General features: G+C 45.6%; 21 protein-coding genes and 2 tRNA genes. 11 read left to right on the top strand and 12 right to left on the bottom strand.

Annotation, left to right across the window (positions count from 1 at the left end):
• The first annotated feature begins 47 nt into the window (after positions 1-47).
• Complete coding sequence (locus tag DYD54_RS03920; RefSeq protein ID WP_063513826.1) at positions 48-710, top strand: hypothetical protein; 663 nt, start codon at positions 48-50, stop codon at positions 708-710.
• Positions 711-797: 87 nt separating this feature from the next.
• On the opposite strand, the gene adk is transcribed toward DYD54_RS03920, so the two are convergent.
• From adk to DYD54_RS03890, 6 genes are all read right to left on the bottom strand, one after another.
• Entirely contained in the window at positions 798-1,454 is a 657-nt protein-coding gene (adk, locus tag DYD54_RS03915) for an adenylate kinase (RefSeq protein ID WP_046699814.1), read from the bottom strand.
• Positions 1,455-1,631: 177 nt separating this feature from the next.
• Positions 1,632-2,891, bottom strand: coding sequence for a c-type cytochrome biogenesis protein CcmI (gene ccmI, locus DYD54_RS03910; protein WP_063513825.1), 1,260 nt, complete (start codon positions 2,889-2,891; stop codon positions 1,632-1,634).
• The gene (locus DYD54_RS03905) at positions 2,888-3,382 is read right to left on the bottom strand and encodes a cytochrome c-type biogenesis protein (RefSeq protein ID WP_370446590.1); all 495 of its coding nucleotides are present in this window, start codon (positions 3,380-3,382) and stop codon (positions 2,888-2,890) included. Before DYD54_RS03905 ends, ccmI begins: the two co-directional genes overlap by 4 nt.
• Before the next feature lie 10 nt (positions 3,383-3,392).
• Complete coding sequence (locus tag DYD54_RS03900) at positions 3,393-3,974, bottom strand: DsbE family thiol:disulfide interchange protein (protein WP_063513824.1); 582 nt, start codon at positions 3,972-3,974, stop codon at positions 3,393-3,395.
• Positions 3,961-5,988 carry a heme lyase CcmF/NrfE family subunit gene (locus DYD54_RS03895; RefSeq protein ID WP_063513823.1) on the bottom strand — a complete coding sequence of 676 codons (2,028 nt, stop codon included), beginning with the start codon at positions 5,986-5,988 and terminating at the stop codon, positions 3,961-3,963. The genes DYD54_RS03900 and DYD54_RS03895 overlap by 14 nt, the downstream gene beginning before the upstream one ends.
• Before the next feature lie 190 nt (positions 5,989-6,178).
• Positions 6,179-7,489 (bottom strand): DUF445 domain-containing protein, encoded by a 1,311-nt coding sequence (locus DYD54_RS03890; protein ID WP_063514956.1) that lies wholly within the window; start codon positions 7,487-7,489, stop codon positions 6,179-6,181.
• 217 nt (positions 7,490-7,706) lie between these two features.
• On the opposite strand from DYD54_RS03890, the gene rsmD reads away from it, so the two are divergent.
• The 10 genes from rsmD (at position 7,707) to metG (ending at position 19,538) form a co-directional block, all read left to right on the top strand.
• On the top strand, positions 7,707-8,324 hold the full coding sequence (rsmD, locus tag DYD54_RS03885) for a 16S rRNA (guanine(966)-N(2))-methyltransferase RsmD (protein WP_063513822.1): 618 nt from the start codon (positions 7,707-7,709) through the stop codon (positions 8,322-8,324).
• A 214-nt stretch (positions 8,325-8,538) separates the two neighbouring features.
• The gene (gene rplM, locus DYD54_RS03880) at positions 8,539-8,970 is read left to right on the top strand and encodes a 50S ribosomal protein L13 (protein WP_036361947.1); all 432 of its coding nucleotides are present in this window, start codon (positions 8,539-8,541) and stop codon (positions 8,968-8,970) included.
• Between the two features lie 10 nt (positions 8,971-8,980).
• Entirely contained in the window at positions 8,981-9,367 is a 387-nt protein-coding gene (gene rpsI / locus DYD54_RS03875) for a 30S ribosomal protein S9 (RefSeq protein ID WP_036361945.1), read from the top strand.
• Positions 9,368-9,855: 488 nt separating this feature from the next.
• A complete protein-coding gene (gene petA / locus DYD54_RS03870; RefSeq protein WP_046696830.1) occupies positions 9,856-10,440 on the top strand; it encodes a ubiquinol-cytochrome c reductase iron-sulfur subunit in 585 nt (194 codons plus the stop codon).
• Between the two features lie 23 nt (positions 10,441-10,463).
• The gene (locus DYD54_RS03865) at positions 10,464-11,669 is read left to right on the top strand and encodes a cytochrome b (RefSeq protein ID WP_172459602.1); all 1,206 of its coding nucleotides are present in this window, start codon (positions 10,464-10,466) and stop codon (positions 11,667-11,669) included.
• Positions 11,669-12,391, top strand: a complete 723-nt coding sequence (locus DYD54_RS03860; protein ID WP_063513820.1) for a cytochrome c1 — start codon at positions 11,669-11,671, stop codon at positions 12,389-12,391. Before DYD54_RS03865 ends, DYD54_RS03860 begins: the two co-directional genes overlap by 1 nt.
• A gap of 262 nt (positions 12,392-12,653) precedes the next feature.
• Complete coding sequence (locus DYD54_RS03855) at positions 12,654-15,998, top strand: autotransporter domain-containing protein (protein ID WP_115265731.1); 3,345 nt, start codon at positions 12,654-12,656, stop codon at positions 15,996-15,998.
• A gap of 285 nt (positions 15,999-16,283) precedes the next feature.
• Positions 16,284-16,937 carry a glutathione S-transferase N-terminal domain-containing protein gene (locus DYD54_RS03850; protein ID WP_063513818.1) on the top strand — a complete coding sequence of 218 codons (654 nt, stop codon included), beginning with the start codon at positions 16,284-16,286 and terminating at the stop codon, positions 16,935-16,937.
• Positions 16,938-16,970: 33 nt separating this feature from the next.
• Entirely contained in the window at positions 16,971-17,354 is a 384-nt protein-coding gene (locus DYD54_RS03845; RefSeq protein WP_063513817.1) for a stringent starvation protein B, read from the top strand.
• Positions 17,355-17,468: 114 nt separating this feature from the next.
• The gene (gene metG / locus DYD54_RS03840; protein WP_063513816.1) at positions 17,469-19,538 is read left to right on the top strand and encodes a methionine--tRNA ligase; all 2,070 of its coding nucleotides are present in this window, start codon (positions 17,469-17,471) and stop codon (positions 19,536-19,538) included.
• A 245-nt stretch (positions 19,539-19,783) separates the two neighbouring features.
• Here metG and DYD54_RS03830 read toward each other — a convergent pair whose 3' ends face one another.
• The 6 genes from DYD54_RS03830 to DYD54_RS03805 form a co-directional block, all read right to left on the bottom strand.
• Entirely contained in the window at positions 19,784-20,170 is a 387-nt protein-coding gene (locus tag DYD54_RS03830) for a drug/metabolite transporter permease (RefSeq protein WP_147285065.1), read from the bottom strand.
• 39 nt (positions 20,171-20,209) lie between these two features.
• Entirely contained in the window at positions 20,210-20,452 is a 243-nt protein-coding gene (locus DYD54_RS03825) for a drug/metabolite transporter permease (RefSeq protein WP_084260597.1), read from the bottom strand.
• Between the two features lie 147 nt (positions 20,453-20,599).
• Positions 20,600-20,676: transfer RNA gene (locus DYD54_RS03820), tRNA-Asp, on the bottom strand.
• 5 nt (positions 20,677-20,681) lie between these two features.
• A tRNA-Val gene (locus DYD54_RS03815) sits at positions 20,682-20,757 on the bottom strand.
• A 184-nt stretch (positions 20,758-20,941) separates the two neighbouring features.
• A complete protein-coding gene (murU, locus tag DYD54_RS03810) occupies positions 20,942-21,631 on the bottom strand; it encodes an N-acetylmuramate alpha-1-phosphate uridylyltransferase MurU (RefSeq protein ID WP_063513815.1) in 690 nt (229 codons plus the stop codon).
• A gap of 68 nt (positions 21,632-21,699) precedes the next feature.
• Positions 21,700-22,710, bottom strand: a complete 1,011-nt coding sequence (locus DYD54_RS03805) for an aminoglycoside phosphotransferase family protein (protein ID WP_063513814.1) — start codon at positions 22,708-22,710, stop codon at positions 21,700-21,702.
• Positions 22,711-22,812 lie beyond the last annotated feature (102 nt).

Below are 22,812 nucleotides of genomic sequence, written 5' to 3'. Positions count from 1 at the left end.
TCTTTGGTTTTATGATATAGTAAAAACAGATTTTTGAGTATTTATTTATGAACGACACGCCTTCTTTTATCTTACAAGACATATTAACCAAGCCTGATTTTATCTTTCGCACACATAACGTTAAAATTGATAAATTCATCATCCAAAAAAATCTTCCCATGATGTTTTTGGCGCATTATGACAGCCTACCCGATGACATCAAGACACAAAAACCGCTTGATCTGTCTTTATTAAAGATGATGAACGAGAAAGTTACCGCCCAAGAAGCCTGCCGGATTTTAGAATTGCCCACAGGCACGATCCAAGCCGCCACCCACATAAAAATTAGTGGCACAACCGTCATCGTCTGTGATGACTTCCCATTGGCGCTGCATTTATCATTCACCAATACCGCCAAAGAGTCACAAGCGACCTACCATTCAGACATCGATCAATCACTAAACGCTGAAGCTGGCAATTTTGTGTTTGCTGGCAACGTCAATGTTCTGCACAAGAGCACCGCCAAGACACTCACCAGTGTAGATTTTAGCGAAGAAGAGTACATTATCGAGCCCAGTGATGGCTACACGCGCCTGCCCAATGCGCACGCACTATCTACCACGCACACACTCAATACCCTAAAAGACAACTCCCCTCAAACCCTGTCATATCTACAACAATCCATCCAAGATAAAATCATGTCGCATTATCACGATCAGTTTGGCATTTAATTTAGTCTTAGGCTATGCATTGGTAAATTAAAATAACCGCCCACAAAAAAGACCTTGCATTTACAAGGTCTTTTTATCAGCTTGCGATTAGCCTTTTAGTACAGCGAAGATCTCATCACGCACGGTGTTGATGTCTTTAGTACCGTCAAAGTCGTGGTATTCTGGGGCATTTTCGCCTGATTTTGCAACCGATTGGTAGTGACCGATCAAGGCAGCAGTCTGAGCATGGTACACACCTAGGCGATCGCGCACTACTTCTTCTTTGTCATCATCACGCTGAACCAAGTCTTCGCCGGTAACATCATCCTTGCCCTCGACCTTTGGTGGATTGTGAATGATGTGATAAGTACGACCTGATGCCAAGTGCGCACGTCGACCTGACATACGGCTTACGATCTCATCATCAGGAACACTGATCTCAATCACGTGATTAATATCCACGCCAGCTTCTGCCAGAGCTTCTGCCTGAGCGATGGTGCGCGGGAAGCCATCAAAGATACATCCATTAGCACAGTCAGGCTGTGCGATACGCTCTTTAACCAAGTTGATGATTAGTTCATCAGACACCAGCTGACCTGCATCCATGACGCTTTTAGCAAGTTTGCCAAGCTCAGTACCCTCTTTGATGGCAGCGCGTAGCATGTCACCAGTTGAAATTTGCGGGATGCCGAATTCTTTTGAAATCAGTTGCGCCTGTGTGCCTTTACCTGCGCCTGGTGGTCCTAATAAGATGATACGAAGCATGCTCTTTCTCCAAATAATTAAAAAACGGCTCACCGCCAATACAGTGTTACACTATAAACCACCCATTAAGATTGTTCAAGTGCTTTTTGATAAGTTGTCTATTTTTCGCCTTTAGGCTAGGCAATAGCAAACAGACAATAAAAAAACAGCGTCATTTAACGCTGTTTTTTTATTGGGTTATGGTACGATTTGCGAGATGGTCAGATTAACTGCATTTTGGGTCTTATTAAGCACCACGGGGTTGGCAGCCATGTCGCCTGACTCAGAGACCGCACCACCAGAATGGCTGATGCGCGCATTCACCACCAGTTCATCGCTTTCTCGCCCTAGTGTTAGCGTGCGGGTTGGCATCATGGCATCCAGATCGCTTAGCGACACGACCGCACTTCCACCTCGAATGCTACTTACTGGCAGGCGTTTCACCGCATAAGGCGCGCCACCATTAACAGAAGAGATGGATACGAATAACGCATCTGATTCTTTAATCTGTGGCAGCATCTGATCCGATACCGATACCGTCACATTAACGCCTTGGGTTGCTTTGGCTTCTTGGGATTCGATGTTCGCCAATAGCTCATCCAAGCTTGCCAATGCCTCGCTTCTATTACCCGAAGAAGCGGCGATTTTTGAGCGAAGTTTATGCACCCACGCCTTAGCATTGGTAAAATTACCCGCACGTGTCTCGCCCATCGCCATCAGCATCTGCGCGCCTTCATGATCGGGATTCTTACGCAGAATGTCAATCAAGACATTGCGCGCTGTCGTATCAAGCGTGCCATTATTGGCAAAAAAACTAGACTGCGCATAAGTCATGGCAATCTCAATATTATCAGGGTCTAGGCGATGCGCACGCGACAAGGCTTCTAATGCCTGCGGTTTCGCCTCTAGCGCCGTAAACAGCTCAGACAGACGCATCCAACGATTGGCATCAAAGGCATTGGCATGAACATTGGTCTGCATGGCGGAGATCAGCGCAGCACTGTCCTTGGTTGCCCACTCTGGTGGCACGTCAATCTTACCCGTCAATAGATCATCAGCCACCTGCCCTACCGAGTCTTTGGCCTCCCATAGCTTATACACAGAAGTGCGATCAGACGTGGTCAAATACGCCAACGCTGCCAACAGCGGAATCCACACCATCACAATCAGACGCGACTTAAAGCCAACAGGCGCATAACTTTGTGATTGGGCTTGTGCTGCCAATAGTTGGCGCTTTAGCTCAGTGGACTGGGCTTCATAATAAACTTCATCAATCGCCCCTGCGGCTTTATCGGCATTAAGTTCAGCGATGCGACTATTGAACACCTCGACATTGACTGACATCAGGCGGTTGTCATTAACCACGCGTCCTTTTAACCAAGGGTAGATCACTACAAGTGCAATCAGCACACACAACAGAGCGCACAATGTAAAAAATAACAATAAACTGGGCGTCATGATTTATCCTCTGGCGTTTTGTTGTGTTGATGGTTATTTAGAAGCTTATTAAGCTGCTCTTCTTCGCTTTTACTTAGCTGATTGGGCGCGCCTTGAATAACAGGCGTGCGGCCTTTTTTGGCTTTATAAAGCCAGCCGATGACCAATAAAACAAGCAGAATCGGCGGAAAGAACCATAAAATCCACGTCGATGGGCGTACAGGCGGCTTATAACTAATAAAGTCACCATAGCGCTCAAACATATAACCACGAATCTCGGTATCGCTGCGACCGTCATTAATCATCTCGTAGGTTTTTTGCTTTAAATCTAGAGCGATCGGCGCATCAGAACCTGCTAAGTTTTGGTTTTGACACTTAGGACATCTAAGCTCTTCGATAAGCGCTCGGTAACGCGTCTCATCTTCGGAGGTCTTAAACTCATACACTTCAATACCTGCCGACGCTTGCATCATCACGCCCATAAATAGAGTCGCCATCATGATTTTTTTCATTGTCAGCCTCCTAGTTGCACGTGTTGATTTTAGCATCATCGGTCAGCTTATCATCAGCAAGTGCGATCATGCACGGCTCAATCTGAGCTTTCCAATTCTCTTGATTAATCTCGCCTGTGACGTGCTTGAACACGATGCCACGCCCATCCACAACGAAAGTCTCAGGCGCACCCGTCAATCCCAAATCAAGACCGTAGCTACCATCTAAGTCTTGTATCGAATAGATGAACGGATCTTTGTGCTCATTGAGATAGCCTAACGCATCAGGCAGCTCGTCTTTATAATTCATGCCAATCATGGGCACACCTTGAGCGTGCAACTGCATCAAAAAAGGATGCTCTACAAGGCAAGTCGGACACCATGAACCCCAAGCATTCAGCAAAAATGGCGTCTTTGGTAGGTCTGCATTCGTCATCGTGCGCGTGGTATCAGACAATAAAGGCAGGCTAAATTGCGGCAAAGGCTTATTCATCGCGGTAGTGATCTTCACATCCGTCTCTTTACCAAGCCGGAAATAAAACATTACCATTGCCAAAATAAAAATCAAAAGCGGCAAAATAAAAATCCAAGCGCGTTTGTTAGATGCTGCCATGATCGCCTCCTGTGGTCGAGCGAAATTGGATGAGAGATTTATCAAGTTTCTTAATACGATAACGCTTATCGAACATGGCGATCAGTCCGCTGAGTGCCATTAATATCGCCCCAAGCCATAGCCAGCGCACCATTGGCTTAACATACACACGAACAGCCCAAGTGTCATCGCTGGCATTACCTGCAGCATCGACAATCGGCTCACCTAATGCGATGTACAGCTCGTTCAATAAGCTTGGACGGATGCCAACTTCTGTCATCGGCATCATTGATACGACATAATTGCGCTTCTCAGGGTATAACGTAGTGATGAGCTTGTCGTCTTTTTTGACTTGTACGGTTGCTCGTATGGCATCGTAGTTTAGCCCTTTAACTTCATCAAATTCTTGTAGATAAAAATCATAACCCTGAACATGCACACTATCGCCCACGGTCATGGCGACGTCCTTTTCTAGGCTCATCGCTGATACGCCAGCCACCCCAAGCGCAGTGACCAACACACCGATGTGAGCAAGCTGCATGCCATAGTAGCTTGGTGTAAGCTTTCTTAAGCCTTCACCAAGATTCTTAGCATGACGTGTCTTATCCTTGATGTCCACCACCATAAAGGCAAGTACCCACACACAAAGCGCCGCTGTGATATATGCACCATAATCAAAATGCGCATATTCTTCTAGCATGCTCATCATATAGGTCACAACAGCACCAAGCACAAGTGCGCTCACTGCACAGGTCATGACGGTCATTAATAGTGGACGGCTGTCGTATTTATAGCGTAGGTTTGAGCCAATGCCCATAAAGGCAAGCAAAATCCACGTCAATGGTACAAATAGCGCATTAAAATACGGAGGGCCCACCGACACCTGACCCCATTTAAAGGCATCTGCCAGCATCGGATAGAGCGTACCTAACAGCACCACGAGCGTCGCCACGAGCAGGATGATGTTATTAATCACCAATACCGTCTCACGAGATTTGAGCTGGTAAGTACTCTCAACCGTCAATCGCCATCCGCGTAAAGCAAACATCAACAAACCCACACCGATCACCACGCCCAAAATTGCCAAAATCGCAAGACCACGTGTAGGGTCTGCCGCGAAGGAATGCACTGAAGTAATCACACCCGAACGCACCAAGAAAGTACCTAGAAGCGATAATGCAAACGAGAAAATCGCCAACATCATCGTCCATGCCTTGAACACACCACGCTTCTCAGTCACTGCCAAGGAGTGCATGAGAGCCGTTACCGCAATCCAAGGCATCAAGGAAGCATTCTCCACAGGGTCCCAGAACCACCAGCCACCCCAGCCAAGCTCATAATATGCCCACCAAGAACCGATCGCGATACCCAATGTCAAAAAGCCCCAAGCAGCCACCGTCCACGGGCGAGACCAACGCGTCCACACTGCATCTAGTCGCCCTGCCCACAGCGCCGCCATACAGAAGGCAAATGGCACCGCTAGACCTACATAGCCCATATACAGCATCGGCGGATGGAAAATCAACCCAAGGTCTTGAAGTAGTGGATTTAGATCTGTACCGTCCACAGGAATATTTGGTAATGTACGATCAAATGGATTTGAGGTAAAAATCAGCATAAGCAGCATCATCACCTGTACCATCGCCAATACAGACAGCACGCGAGCACGCATATCCAAAGGCAAGGCACGGCTAAACACCGCCACCAGCATACACCAAGTCGCAAGAATCGTCAGCCACAGCAGCAGTGACCCCTCATGACCACCCCAAGTCGCTGATATCTTATAATACCAAGGCAGCAAGCTATTAGAATGACTGGCCACATACACCAGACTAAAATCATTATAAATAAAACCTGCTACGAGCGCACAAAACGAAATCATCATCGTCAAGAACTGCGCCACCGAGAGACTTGGCGCAAGGCGCTGCCACTGCACTTGGTTTTTTATGACCCCAACGGTGGGCAAAATTGCTTGCAATAACGCAAGCACCAACGCCAAAATCAGCGCAAAGTAGCCCAATTCTGTGATTAACATAGTACATACCTTCTTTTTGGTATTAATAACAACGAGCTTGCAAATGCTGGCTTTTTGTCAAAATTAACACAAAAAAACAAAGCCATCAGTCAATGAAATCTCATCACCAACAGCCTTGTTATAGTTGTTCATAAAATCAAATAAAAACCAAGCCACAGCCCCATTGCACACCTTTAAATCAAAATGCGCTTTAAAAAAACACTGCCACCAAATGCAGCCATCCTGCCAATAGACCCGTGATCGCGCCCAATACGACAAGCGTCATCTCGTCTTCTTTAAAGGCAGGTCTTAATAAATTCTGAAATTCTTGGGGTGACAGCGCACGAATACGACTCTCAAACAATCCAAATATCTTGCTTGCTCGCGATGTGTTCAATTCAGGACTGCGAATTGGCACCATGGTCGCATCGATTGATTTATCAATGATTGTATCTTTAAATTCATCAAGCTCACGGCTTGTCATGCCCATTTTTAGGGTTGTGGCAACCACAGGTGATTCCAGCAGATCATACAGGTGCTTTTTCATTAGGGTGCGAGTTTCATCTGCCTTGGCGCCATACATCATCTCATGCATGATATTTTCTAGCGTGACCAGCTCATTTACCACAATCTCAGCGAACACACTGGACACTTCATCTTGGCGCTTCATAAAACCCCCCTGCCAAGAATAACGATGAATGTGCGGCAGCATCAGATGCACACCCTCTTCATCACGGCGGAATATGCGAATAAAGGGAATATAGCGCGGTTCAATAGGATTAAACACCATCCAAATGGCAATCCAATTCGTCAACGCACCCCAAATCGCCGCAAAAAATGGCACTGTCCAATGCTGCGGTACAAAATAAAAAATCCCCATCTGAATAATACCAAACCCAAAACCAATCAAGGCACTGATTTTCCAGATAAAGTTAATTTCTTTTTTGCCCACCCTTAGGAACATATCAACCATCAGCTTGCGATCGCTTTCCATCTTGCGGACGATCATCTGACGCATGTCCACTAGGCTCTCGACATTATAAGTCAGATCCAGCACCAAGGATTTCATCACCGTCGAAAGCTCTTTATGTGCATGCGCATAGATGCGGCGGCGAATCGCATACGGCATGTTATTCCAGATTCCCTGATGGCGCTCTAGCATAATCTCATCAATCAGCTGCTCAAGATTTTTATCAACCGTACTGGTGATAAAATCCGCCATCTCTTCAGGCTCCATCGCCTGAAAAAATTCATCAAGTTTGCCCAGCTTCGACAAAGTCTGATCGACAATCACACCTGAGATTTTGCCAGCCTTAGCCGGCACGATGCCCTGCCAGCCCAAGCCCTTTAAGCCAAAAGGTATGCCATTAATGGGAATACCCCAAAACTTAATCGGGCGAAACAGCATCTCTAGCGCCATCCAAACATGCGCCCAAGTCACGAATGCCGTGACGGGAGGAATGGTTAGCATTGCTATAAATTCAGGATGTTCGGCGAGAGCTTGCCAAATGGACGTAAACATATCAGTAAAATCAAATAAAAGCTTTTGGTATTTTATCACAATTTCATCGAACTGTCAGATTTTCCTGATTGATAAATCAGCACATTCTGATAAGATAAACCAACCCACAAGCGCTAAAGACTTGTACGGATTTTATATAAAGACTTGCCCATTTTTCCATCATCACAATCGAATAAATGCTATAATAAGCATCATCTTAATCACCATCATATCAAGTATGAATCGTAGCGCCAGAACCCTAAAGAATAACAAACCAAATAAATCCAATACACCCACCAATCAAGTTCGTATCATCGGCGGGCAGTTCAAGCGTCGTAACATCTGCTTTATCGATGCTGAGGGTCTTCGCCCTACCCCCGACCGCCTACGCGAGACGATTTTTAATTGGCTCATGGGTGAGCTTCAGGATGCTCGAGTCTTGGATGTTTGTGCAGGTTCGGGCGCGCTGGCATTTGAATGCCTGTCTCGTGGCGCGTCTTTTGCGACATTGATTGAGACAAATGCCGCACAGGCTAGCCAATTAAAATATTCAGCCGACACCCTAAAGCTCACCAAGTCCGATGTTCAGATTATCAATAACACCGCCCAAAACGCCCTACCCATCCTTGATTCATCTTACGACATCATATTTATCGATCCGCCGTACTCGCTGAACCTATGGCATGATATTATTAATGCTATCATCACACACAAGTTATATCATGTTGATACACTGTTTTATGTGGAAAGCGATCAGGCACTGGAACCGCTATTAAACAGCTTCGATGTTCATTGGGTAAAATCCGCCAAAGTCGGGCAAGTTTTTGCAGGAATTTTTCAATTAAATATCTTATAATATAAAGCAGATTAACAATGCATTTACCCTCAAAACCCCAAAAGCAATTACAGCAGTTTTTATCAAAAATACTTGCCAGATTAGATATCATTTGGTATAATCCGAAACTGTTTTTTGAGAGCCCTTCGTTTCCCAACTCTTAAAGCAAGTAAAATAAAGCCTTTTGGCTGATTTTTTATTTGTAAACTCTCAAACTCAACTAAATAGGTTTTATATGACTACTACTATCAGTGCCAAACCCGCTGAAGTTGTACATGACTGGTATGTCGTGGACGCTGAAGGCAAAACGCTAGGTCGTCTAGCTTCTGAGATTGCTTCTCGTCTACGTGGCAAGCACAAGCCATCGTACACTCCACACGTTGATACTGGCGATTATATCGTTGTTATTAACGCTGACAAAATCGCCGTTACTGGCAAAAAAGCAGAAGACAAGAAGTACTATCGTCACACTGGCTACCCAGGCGGTATCAAAGAGACTAACTTCACTAAGCTTCTTGCTCACAAGCCAGAAGACGTATTGCACAAAGCCGTTAAAGGTATGCTACCAAAAGGTCCTTTGGGCTATGCGATGATCAAAAAGCTAAAACTGTATGCGGGTACTGAACACCCACACGCAGCACAGCAGCCACAAGTTTTAGACATCTAAGGAGATAAACATGGAACGCAATTATGGTACAGGTCGCCGTAAGACTTCTACTGCCCGTGTTTTCTTGTCTAAAGGCACTGGCAACATCGTAATCAACGGCAAATCACTAGACGAATACTTTGGTCGTGAGACTTCTCGTATGGTCGTTCGTCAGCCACTAGAACTACTAGACGTAGCTACCAGCTATGACCTATACATCACCGTTACTGGTGGTGGTGCAAGCGGTCAAGCAGGTGCAATCCGTCACGGTATCACTCGTGCGCTTATCGAATCTGACGAAAGCCTAAAACCTGCTCTAAAAGCAGCTGGCTTCGTTACTCGTGATGCTCGTGAAGTTGAACGTAAAAAATTGGGTCTACGCAAAGCACGTCGTCGTCCACAATTCTCAAAACGTTAATTCTTACGATTGCGAATTTACAAAAAACTCTCGTTTTGCGAGAGTTTTTTTATACCTGCTAATCACGATTAAAATAATTTGTCCAAAAGATAAATTCTTAATAAATTAACAATTATCAAGTGGTAATAATTGCTCAAAATATTGATCTAAATTAATAAAAACAGCCAATTTATTTTTTAGTAAAAATAAATTAAAGGTTAATTTTTATTAATTTAATAACCTTACCAATGCCCACCGCTCTACTTGGATATTGCAGGGTTTTTACAAAAAACTGCACTTTTTTGTCAATTCATTAAAAATTTTGCGACTTTTTTTCACATTAGCGCAAGAGAACAATTTATTTTATGACAAAAATAGCTTAAAATAGTCATGTTTAGTAAACTAGTAAAATAGGCACAGCAAATGTGGATTTGTGATAAAACTGTTTTATCATGTCCACACACCCAGTATGGGATAGATTCCCATTCTTTATTCTGGAGGAAGTTTTAATGAGCCATGCCGAAGGCGTGAATATTAAACGCCGTAGAGTCCTAATCGCGACTACCGCTGCCATCGGTGCAGTTGGTGTGGGCGCGATAGCCACCCCATTTGTGCGTTCTTGGTATCCAAGCGCCAAAGCCGAAGCCGCGGGCGCTGCTGTTATTACCGACATCAGCGGCATCGAAAATGGTCAAATGATCACTGTAAAATATCGTGGCAAACCAATCTTTGTCGTTAAACGCACCGAAGAAATGGTGGCAAACCTTAGCAAAGTTACCCCAAAACTAAGCGATCCTGATTCAGAAGCTTCAATTCAGCCTGAATACTGCAAAAACGAAACTCGCTCAATCCAACCTGAGGTATTGGTGGTTGAGGGTGTTTGTACGCATCTTGGCTGTGCACCAACCTTCCGTCCTGAAGTAGGTGCGGCTGACTTAGGTGGTGCTGATTGGTTTGGTGGTTTCTTCTGCCCTTGCCACGGTTCTTTGTATGACCTATCTGGACGTGTTTATAGTGGCGTACCTGCCCCTACCAACCTACCTATTCCAGAATACAGCATTGATGGCAGCATCTTGACCGTTGGGGAGGCGTAATCATGAGTATCGCTAAGAAATTTATGGGCTGGGTAGATGCACGCTACCCTGCGACCGAAACTTACGAATACCACATGTCAAAGTACTATGCACCAAAAAACTTTAACTTTTGGTACTTCTTTGGCGTGTTGTCAATGGTTGTGTTGGTTAATCAGTTAGTTACTGGTATCTGGCTAACCATGATGTTCAACCCTAGCGCTGAAGGTGCATTTGCCTCGCTTGAATACATCATGCGTGACGTTAAAGGCGGCTGGTTAATCCGCTACATGCACTCAACTGGTGCTTCAGCGTTCTTCATTGTTGTCTATCTACACATGTTCCGTGGTCTGCTATATGGTTCATATCAAAAACCGCGTGAGCTGGTATGGCTGATCGGCATGGCGATCTACCTATGCTTGATGGCTGAAGGCTTCTTTGGTTACTTGCTACCTTGGGGTAACATGTCATTCTGGGGTGCTCAGGTTATTCTTAACCTACCTGCTGCCATTCCTGTGATTGGTGACGGCCTTGCTGAATGGGTTAAAGGTGACTACCTAATCTCCGGCATCACACTAAACCGCTTCTTCGCTCTACACGTTGTTGCAATTCCATTGATCCTAGTAGGTTTGGTATTCATGCACTTGGTTGCACTGCACCACGTTGGCTCTAACAACCCAGACGGTATCGACATCAAGAAACTAAAAGATAAAAATGGCGTACCTCTAGACGGAGTACCTTTCCACCCTTACTACACTGTACATGACATGGTTGGTATCGTGGTATTCTTCATCTGCTTCTTTGCAGTGGTATTCTTCGTACCTGAAGGTGGTGGTTACTTCCTAGAGAAACCAAACTTTGAAGTTGCGAACTCTCTTAAGACGCCTGAGCACATCGCACCTGTATGGTACTACATGCCATTCTATGCAATCTTGCGTGCCGTTCCTAGTAAGCTAGGTGGTGTTATCGCAATGGGTGCAGCGATTGCCGTGTTGTTCGTATTGCCTTGGCTTGACCGCTCACCAGTACGCTCGATTCGCTACAAAGGCATTCTATCGAAAATCGCCCTAGCAATCTTCGTGGTAAGTTTCCTAATTCTAGGCTACCTAGGTGGTACAGCATCTACCCCAACTTCTACCATTGTTGGTCGTATTTGCACCATTCTATACTTCTTGTATTTCCTTCTGATGCCGTTCTATACGTCTATCGAAAAATGCAAACAACCACCAGAACGTGTTACGGGAGGTCACTAATGAAAGCATTTAACCTAAAAACACTAGGCGCAGGTCTACTGCTGGCGGGCGCTTCTTTGGTGGCAAGCCCTAGCGCAATGGCTGCAGGTGGTCACGGCTGTGGTACATATACCGAAGCTGATGGTACAAGCACCACTCTAGAATGTAGCAAAGCTCCGATCGATCTTACAAACAAAGGTTCACTACAACGTGGTGCTGCCATGTTCATGAACTACTGCGTGGGCTGTCACTCAGCCCAGTACGTACGTCACTCTCGTATCGCACAGGATTTGGACGTGCCGCCAGAGCTTGTTGAGAAGTATTTGATGGTAACATCAGATCAGATCGGTGATCACGTTACTGCGAACATCGATCCTGAACTACAAGGTGCTTGGTTCGGTGCCGCACCTCCAGACCTATCTTTAGAGACTCGTCTGCGTGGTGATGATTGGGTATATACTTACCTACTATCATTCTACGAAGATCCAAGCCGCCCTTGGGGTGCGAACAACCTAGTACTTGCTAATGCAGCAATGCCACACGTTCTTCATAACCTACAGCAAGAGCTTGGTGAAGAAGAATATAAAGCACGTGTTGGTGACCTTGTTAACTTCATGGCATGGATGGCAGAGCCTGTCCGTCATGATCGTAAAATCTATGGCGCGTTTGTGATTTTGTTCTTGCTTATCCTACTGATTCCAGTATATCTACTCAACAAAGAATTCTGGAAAGATGTAAAATAATCCCAAGCGATTATAAAGCCAGTGTGAATACACTGGCTTTTTTATTTTTATTTAAGAATATGATTACTTCGTTAGACCTCAAAAACACATAAGCTTAGACAGGACAAGCTTCTAAAATTATCAGAGTCATTTAAAAATACACTTTTAAAGACAGATCTTATTTAGGTTTTTAGAAAAAAAAATCGTTTTTTTTTTTGAATTTTGTGATGGTATAAAAATTAACATATGGTTTCATTATTTTACAAATATTAAGGATTTTGTTATGGATAAAAGCTACCGAGTTATCTTTAATCATGCCACAGGCGTGTATCAATGTGTGTCGGAGTTTGCCAAAGCAAAAGGCAAAACCAGGTCGGTCAAGGCGTTGGTTGTAGCGACTTCGCTTGTCATGGGTGGCGAGATAATGGCGGCGGATGTTGAGTTGAAAGACGGCAAAACAACAACCATTACAGGCTCAGCAGGATTAAACGGCGATGTTATCATCACCAACCCGAATACAAAATTAGTCGTCTCTGATCAAGCTGGTTTTGGCACTTCGTATGGCAGCACACCCAAAACCACCAACGCCATCATCAGTAATAAAGCCATCCTACAAGCTGAACAATCAACCGCCATCAGCGAAGTCAATGATGCAACCGTCACGGTCGATGATGCCACTTTATCAGGTGGTGGGCTGGTCGCACTTGGCGTTCGATCGGGTGCAAATGGCAAACTAATTGGTAAAAATGGTGCAAGCATCGCCATTCAAGGTAGATTGAGTATTGGTAATGAATTTGGGGGAGTGGGTGAAGTAGAACTTGATGGTTCGACAACCACTCTTACTGTTACACCCAATACAAATGGTACCAGCACCATCCGAGTGGGCGAGCTTGGCAAAGGCGTTCTGACTGTCAAAAATCAAGCCAACATTACTGCCAAGCAAACTGGTGTAGGTGGTGGTGCTACTGGCGTTGGCACCATGACAATGGCAGACAGTAAATTGACGGGAAGTGATTTGGTAGTAGGATTGTCAGGCAAAGGCACTTTGAATGCTGATGGTAGTAAAATTGAGCTAGAACAAAATTTTGTTATAGCAGACAAAGCAAACTCGGTCGGCTCAGCCACTCTAAAAAACACATCTCTAGGAAGCGGTAGCCTAATCAGCGTCGGCGGTGGTGGCAAAGGCTCACTTAATTTTGACAGCACTCAAGACAGCGTTACCCTAAATGGTCATCTACTAAGCACGCCTACGCTAATCATCGGGCAGCTTACTGGCGGTCACGGTGATATGACTGTTAATGGCATCTCATCTGTGCAAGCTGACAATTTGATTGTTGGTGGGGGCGGTACAGGCAATTTGACCATCAATAAGAATTCCCCTTATCATATCGGACACACCAAAGCAGGCACAGTCTATATTGGTGGCAGCGACATGGAGCAAGTACAAGGCGGCGCTGGCACACTCACCCTAACAGACAGCACGCTTGTTACCAAAGAAGTTATTGTTGGCAACACAGGCAGTGGCACACTTCGCCTCGAAGCAGAAAATACCGATGACTATCTGACAGGGCTGTATACCAACCAAATCAGCCGCAATGCCGCCTCACAGCAATCAGACATCTACATCAACGGTGCTGAGGTCGGCATTACTGCCGACCAACCCAACCTATTTGCTAATTTTACCAAAGACAATAAAATTAAGCTTGGTAATAAAGGCGTTATCTTTGAAACCCGTCAAATTGGAAAAGAACAAGCGGGAACTCATGTCGTCATCAACCCCAATGCTGTCTTGACAGGCGATGTGGGTAGCTTCAGTTTTGATAATCCTGAAGTGGGCAGTTTTGGCAAATATGGTGATGGCACGCTTGAAATCAATGAAAATTCTAAAAAGTTCACAGGGGACATTGCTGTTACACAAGGTGTACTAAAAATCAATGGCAATTACACCATGAATGGTGAAAATCTTGTTATTGGCATTTTAGATTGGAATGAAGATGGCGTACTAGATACCACAAACGAACATGGCAAACTTGTCGTAACAGGCACTGCCGACATTGCCAACGGCAACCTAAAAGTATATGTCGAAGATCTTATCAAAAACTCTCCAAAAGACAGCGTTTGGCGTGATGTGGTATCAGCAGGTACACTAAATGGTCAATTTGTCAGCTTAGATGACAACAGTCCACTTGTGGATTTTGAAGCAGATTATAGTGATGCTAATAAAGTACATCTAAAATTGGCACAGCAAGGCTCAACGCCAACGCCTGAGCCAACGCCTGAGCCAACGCCTGAGCCAACGCCTGAGCCAACGCCTGAGCCAACGCCTGAGCCAACGCCTGAGCCAACGCCTGAGCCAACGCCTGAGCCAACGCCTGAGCCAACGCCTGAGCCAACGCCTGAGCCAACGCCTGAGCCAACGCCTGAGCCAACGCCTGAGCCAACGCCTGAGCCAACGCCTGAGCCAACGCCTGAGCCAACGCCTGAGCCAACGCCTGAGCCAACGCCTGAGCCAACGCCTGAGCCAGGCATTGTCGGCGCTTTTGAAAACGCTGTCAATAGCCAAACCCAACATTCTATGCAAAATTTAGCACAAATTTTAGATCGTGCAGTGGCAGACAGAGTCTTGGGCAATGCCAATGACTTGGCGGACAGTCTCATTGCTGACACCATCAATTATGGTCAAGCTGATCTTGCCAATCTGGCCATCAACCTGCAGCCACTACTATCTGGTTCGGTCAATCGTATTGTGGCGGACAGCGGTAACACATTTGGCAGCATCCTCTCTACCAGAGATTTTGACCTGAAAAAGACCGTTTGGGTAAAAGCCATCGGCAATCAAAGCAATCTTGACCAGCACGCCAGCGGTCTGACGGGCTTTGACAGTCGTGAAGCGGGCGTCATCGTCGGCGCAGACACTCGGGTTGATCGGGGCAATATCGGTCTGGCTTTGGCATACAGCCAAAATGATGTGAATAACCAAGGCTTTGTCAATCATCATGCCGATATCGATACCAAGATGGCGTATATTTATGCCAATACAGTCGCAGGTGCATCAGGTAAAACCACTGCCCGTGCTCATATTGGCGCAGGCGTTGCCAGCATTGAGGGCAAGCGTTATGTTATTAACAACCAAATCGCTCATTCTAATTATGATGCTGATGTCATCACAGCAAGTCTTGGCGTGGCTCATCAAATCGGCACGGCAGAACGACACATCATCCCCTTTGCCAAAATCGACTTTATTCAGGCTAAATCAGATGGCTACACCGAGACGGGTGCAGGTGCTTATGGTCTGACCGTAGATAAAGCCACCTATGAAAGCCTAATCAGCACAGTCGGCGTGCGTGGATCTGCCAATATTACACCTCGACTTGCCATCACAGGAGTGGCATCAGTAGGTTTGGATAATGGCGATCACCGTAGCGACATCAGCGCCACATTCGCAGGCTTTGAAGGTCAGCGCTTTGGCGTGCTAGGTCATGAGGTTGGTAAGATCATCACTGGTGCAGGGCTTGGTATTTCATATCAACCCACCGCCAACAGTACGCTGTCTTTAAACTACCAAGGTCAATGGCGTAAAAATTACGACAATCAAGGCGTTGCACTGGGCTTTGAGATGAAGTTTTAATTCAACCTCACACCATTCACCCAGTGCTAAGCGCTGTCAGAAATCCTGCCAGAATTAGCACTAAATACAACTTAAAAAGGCTGGACTCCATCATGCAGTTCAGTCTTTATTTTTTTGAATACATCAGCAGAGCGTCGAATCATCATACTCAAAAAAAAACATACCAACTGGTCGGTATTTTTTATAAATGATTTTTGGCACTCACTGAGAAAAACACAGAAAAATCCACACACGAGCAGAAAAATTTGCTAAACTAAGACTCATTTAATAATATCACCTGATGGTATGGCGGACTTTTCTCACCTTCTACCGACACAATTCATCCTGTATGGCGATGATGGCTATGACAGCCATGTGATACGATTACTATTGGAAGAAAAACAACTGTCCTACGAGCTTGCCTTGGTCAAGGACGAGCGCCCAGACGAGCTTGCCGAGCTTAATCCTTACGCCACCCTTCCCATCTTGGTTGGGCGAGACCTCACGCTTTATGAACTCAATACCATCTTTGAATACCTAGAAGAGCGACACGGCGCAGGCAAACTATTACCCGACACACCCAAAGAGCGGGCGATAGTTAGGCAGTTGGCATGGCGATTACAGACCGACTGGCTGACGCTGGGTAGAACGCTATTGACTCACCCAGACAGCTTCAACCCACAAACCGCCCTCATCGCCAAAAAATCGCTGTCAGACTCTTTGACTACTCTATCGCCCATTTTTGTCAAGCATAAGTATTTTTTGTCCGAAAGCTTTGGTTGGTGCGATGTCATCTTAGCCCCCTTACTTTGGCGATTACCGAGCATGGGTATTGAGCTGCCAAGCACGCTGTGCAAGCCGCTGTTAGCCTACCAAGATCGGCTGTTTTCACGCCCAAGTTTTAAAAACAGCCTAACGAGCCGTCCAAACTTTCTGGATAAATCAGACCAACTCATTTAACATCACCTCTTTAAATCAACTGACGGAGCCATCATGACTTTCACACCAAAACGCCCTTACCTGATTCGAGCGATGCACGAATGGCTTGAGGATAACGAATTGACCGCTTATCTCATGATTGATGCCACGCATGGCGACGTGGTTGCACCACTTGATTATGCCCAAGAAGGTCGTCTGGTGTTAGCAGCATCTTATCAAGCAACCAAAGACCTACACATCGATAATGAGTCCATTTCTTTTGCAGCGCGTTTTGGTGGGGCATCTCAAGATGTTTGGATCCCGATGGCGGCCGTGCTTGGCATCTATGCCAAGGAAGACCCCAGCGAAGGATTCTTCTTTGACCCTAGCGAATATGCCAACATCACAACACCAGACCCAGAGCCACCAACGCGTTCAGGTCTAAAATTCGTTGATTAAACTCAATCTCCTATTAGATCAAGCCAAGCTCTCCTTGGCTTGATTTTTACGTGATTTTGTGGGCAATTTACGGTAGAATTAACCATTTTATTATATAACTTTATAAGGTACATCATGACAGCCAAACGCCAAATTCTTGTTACCAACGCCCTACCCTACGCCAACGGCTCTATCCACATGGGGCACCTTTTGGGCTACATCCAAGCCGATATTTGGGTGCGTGCCATGCGGTCTATGGGGCATGACGTGATTTATGTCTGTGCCGATGACGCTCACGGGACGGCGATTATGCTCCGCGCCGAAGCAAACGGTATCACGCCCGAAGAGCAAATTAAAGGCGTGCAAGTAGAGCATAAACGAGATTTTGACCGTTTTGGCGTGTCCTTTGACCATTATGATAGCACGCATAGCGAGACCAACCGCAAGCACAGCGAAGCGATTTACCTTGCCAATCACAAGGCAGGCAACATTGCTGTCAAGCCCGTAACTCAGCTATTCGACCCTGAAAAAGAGATGTTCCTATCCGACCGGTTTATCAAAGGCACCTGCCCAAAATGTAAAGCGGACGACCAATATGGCGACTCATGCGAAGTGTGTGGCACGACCTACAACGCCACCGAACTTATTAATCCACGCTCCACCCTAAGCGGTACAACGCCTGTGGAAAAAACGTCCGACCATTACTTTTTTAAATTGCCAAACTTCACCGAATTTTTGCAAAAATGGACACGAGATGACGGACGACTGCCCATCTCTATCGCCAATAAACTGGACGAATGGTTTGAGGCTGGGCTTGTCGACTGGGACATCAGCCGAGACGCTCCGTATTTTGGCTTTAAAATCCCTGACACGGACGACAAATATTTTTATGTGTGGGTGGACGCTCCGATTGGCTATATGGCAAGTTTTGAAAACCACTTGACCGCCCACCGCCCTGATGTGTCATTTGATGATTATTGGAGTCCCGACAGCACCGCCGAAGTGTATCATTTTATTGGTAAAGACATTGTCTATTTCCACGCCTTATTTTGGCCTGCCATGCTCTCTGGGGCAAATTATCGCACGCCAACAAGCCTATTTGTCAATGGCTTTTTGACCGTCAATGGCGAAAAAATGAGCAAATCTCGTGGCACATTCATCAAAGCCGAAACCTATTTGAGCCACCTAAATCCTGAATATTTGCGTTATTATTTTGCCTCCAAATTGTCCGATAAAGTAGAAGACAGCGACCTTAATCTTGATGATTTTATCGCCAAAGTCAACTCCGACCTTGTTGGTAAAGTCGTGAACATCGCCAGTCGCTGTGCTAAATTTATCAACACCCAATTTGATAATAAATTGTCCGCCACTTGTGCCGAGCCTAAATTGGTAAACAAATTTATCCAAGCTGGCGACAGTATCATCAAGCACTACGAAAGCCGTGAATTTAGTACCGCCATTCGTGAAATTATGGCACTTGCCGACCTTGCCAATCAGTACATTGACGACAAAAAGCCGTGGGCGGTTGCCAAAGAAAACCCGAACAGTAAGGACGTGCAAGACATCTGCTCTGTGGGGCTAAACCTATTCCACAAAATCATGGTTTATCTGTCGCCTGTGCTACCGACACTTGCCGAACAGTCCAAAGAATTTTTGAACGTGGAGAGCATGAATTTTGATGAACGCTTTCATGTCCTAACGCATTCTATCAATGAGTTTAAGCCACTTATGCAACGCATTGACCCCAAAAAAGTGCAAGCCATGGTTGATGACTCAAAAGAAAACCTACAACCCACCGACACCAAAAAAGCCCAAAAATCCAAAAAAGAGAGTAAGCCTATGGAAACCACCGACCAAAACACCTTTATCAGCATTGATGATTTTGCCAAAGTTGAAATGAAAGTCGCCAAAGTGCTAGAATGCAATCACGTTGAAGGGGCGGATAAATTACTGCAATTTACCCTTGATGTAGGCGATACTGATGAACAAGGCGAAAAGCAAACTCGCAACGTATTTAGCGGTATTGCTAAGTTTTACAAGCCCGAAGAACTACAAGGTAAAACGGTGATTTGTGTAACCAACCTTGCCCCCCGTAAGATGAAATTTGGTATCAGTGAGGGCATGATTTTATCAGCTGAAAAAGACGGACAATTAACCGTTGTAATACTGCCTGATAGCATGGTGGCGGGGGCGACGCTAGCCTAATGAGCATAAAAAATAAGGGGCTATGACCCCTTATTTTATTGCGTGAGTGATTATTTTTTGAGGCTTATTAAGTTGCTGGTCGCCAGATAGCAGACCAACGAGCCGCCTGACACCAATGCCACACCCAGCCAAAACGACGACGAGAGATACACCCAGCAATATCGCCACGATCACAGAAGACAGTACAGGCGTAAAATACGATACAACCACCATCGCCGTTGCATTTCCTTTAAGATACCAAAATTTCAAGCGCCATAGCCAAGACCAATCGCAGCACCTGCCGCCAGCACATACAGGATAGACATCAGACTTATCTCATCTGGCACACTACGATCAAACAGTATGTATTTCAGCCACATCATCAGCGCTGTCAAGACGAAATATAGCGCGATCAAATTATAACCACCACTTATCTTCTTAATAATCACACAGTAAACCACCCATATCACCGCACCCACCGTCGCTAGAAGATAGCTGACAGGATTGCTGGCAGCATTACGCAGTAGCGTCGCGATATCAAGCGACAGCCCCATCTGTATCACAGCAACGCCATATAAGCACACAATGAGCCCCATGAGCACTACAGCATTAAACTTAAGCCCCTTTGCCAGCACAAGCGCGATAATCGTCAAGCACGGCCGTAGATAGTTTAAGATGCTAACCTCGATCACCTACGCCTCTGTGCGAGCATGTGCTACAGCAAACGAAAAGCAAAGCTCATACGATACGAACAGTGCGGCGGATACCCATAAGAAAATCTTTGATACTTGATGAATCTTGAGAATCTTAAAAATGAGCAATAGCAGTAATGCGCTAACAGTATAGACGAGTGCAACACCGAGCGACGCACCCAGCAATGACGATACCTGCTTGATCAAGCCCACCATCGACGCCCATAAGACGATGGATGTCATGCCGATTAAAGTTGCTGCCTTTTGATCTATGGCTTGCCACCATTTAAATAAAAGGAAATAGTTTAATAGAAATTTTGGACAAAAAAATCCCCAAGACAGGGGATACTTGGGGAAAAAGTGAAACTACAAAGAGTTCACTATAAAAAATGGCGCAGCGGACGGGACTCGAACCCGCGACCCCCGGCGTGACAGGCCGGTATTCTAACCAACTGAACTACCGCTGCGAACATGGTGGGCGGTAACGGATTCGAACCGCTGACCCTCTGCTTGTAAGGCAGACGCTCTACCAACTGAGCTAACCGCCCATGTTCTAGGAACTGCTGAACTTAGTAGAGCTTAACAGGCTTAGCTGTTTTTACGTTACCGTGTTCGTTCGTTGTGGTGCGTATTATATAGATTTCTGGCGTAGTGTCAAACACTTTTTTCATAAAGATGTAAAATAATTTATAAATTTATGATTTTATTGATTATTTTTTACAGTTAATAGTTTTAATGGACATATTCATTGACTTGAGCGAGTCGCTCCATCGTGCCCACATCAACCCACTTATCCTGCATCAGCTCGCCAGTGATGCGCCCTTCTAGCATGGCATTTTTTAGAAATGGTGCAAGTGGCGCTATCTCGCCTGCGGTTACAGATTCAACGAGTTTAGGTGATAACACACTCAACCCTGTAAAAGTGTGATTGGGCAGAGATTCGCTCTTTAGGGTCGCTTTGTCGCCATCTAATGCAAAATCACCCTCTGGGTTGTGATCGGGATTCACCGTTAATACCAAATGCCCTAAGCGATCGCCAAGTGCAACATCCGTCAAACGCTTAAAATCATACTCGGTCCAAACATCGCCATTCACCAGAATGAAGGGCTCATCGCGCAGATAACCATTCGCCAAGGCGTGTTTGATGCCCCCTGCGGTCTCTAGCGGCTCGGTTAGCACGCTCTCGTTGGAGATGTGTAGATTCACCCCAAGACTCATCTGACTCAATGCATCAATGATGATCTCGCCCAAATAGCCCACGTTAATCGCGATGTCAGTAATGCCTGATGCGCGCAGACGCTCAATATGCCAAACAATCAAAGGCTTGCCCGCAACAGGCACAAGTGGCTTAGGCGTGGTTAGCGTTAAGGGACGCATGCGTGTGCCCTTGCCCGCTGCTAGAATCATTGCTTGAGTGATCATGTGTACTTTCTTCTTAATATAGATGAGCTTGAAAAAAAGGCGAAATATCGCCTTTAGTGTTTGTATTTTTAGTTAAAATTAGCATGATAAGATGGCAAGACATGCGCTTTTAGCCACGCATAAAATGGCTCGATGCTCTGCTCACCATGGGATTGTAGCCATTCTAGCTCAGCATTCAAGTCTTTCATCACTTTTGGAATATCCTCTAGATATCGATGTTTACCATCGCGTTCTGAGAGGCGAATAAAAATGCCAAGCACTTTTAGATGGCGCTGTACGCCCATGATGTTCACGTCCCTGATAAAGTCATCCAAATTAATATTTAGCGCTTTGATGGCGTGAAATTCGCCAATCCTAGCATTAACCCAAGTCTCATGAAAATCAACATAAGCATCGCGCACCAGACTCACCAAATCATAACTGTACGCACCGATGACCGCATCTTGAAAGTCAATCACGCCAAGCGCATCACTGCCTTTATCCGCCATGAGATTGCGACTGTGATAGTCACGGTGGACGACGACTTTTGGCTGCAGCTTGATTTGCTCAATAAGATCATCTTTAAATGTCTGCCACATGCTCTTTGCATCTTCTGTCAAAGACACACCCACATAAGGCAGGAACCACTCGGTGAATAAATCCATCTCAGCACACAGCTTCTCGTCACTGTAAGCAGGCAAATTAACATCGGTAGGTAAAGTCTGTAAGTCCGCTAAAGTCTGCAATGCCTTGGTATAATATGCATTAACATTGTCCGCATCGTCACGAATTAGATGTGCAAATTCCACCGCACCAAAATCTTGTAACAGCAAAAACCCTCGCTCAATGTCACGCGCAATAATATCAGGCACATTGACAGCACTGGTCATGATCTCAGCGACATTCACGAATTCGACCACGCTTTCTTTATCAGGCGGTGCATCCATGAGCAGATAAGTGGTGTACACACCCTCACCAGCGTTCATATAGATACGATGATAACGGCGGAAGCTGGCATCGCCCGCCAAGCTCTCCACACGAAAACCCATGCTTAGGTTAGCATTCAAAAAAGCCATCATCTCATCATGGCGTGCTGTCATGTTGATTCCTTAAAATATCAAAAAGAAAATTATCGCAAATTTTACCACGTTTCACAGAATCATGCGTAATTTGATGACAAATAAAATCATCAAACAGAATTC

This window comes from Moraxella ovis (assembly GCF_900453105.1).
Taxonomy (GTDB): domain Bacteria; phylum Pseudomonadota; class Gammaproteobacteria; order Pseudomonadales; family Moraxellaceae; genus Moraxella; species Moraxella ovis.
The sequence above is the reverse complement of the archived record's forward strand: the minus strand, read 5'-3'. Positions and strand labels throughout refer to the sequence as shown.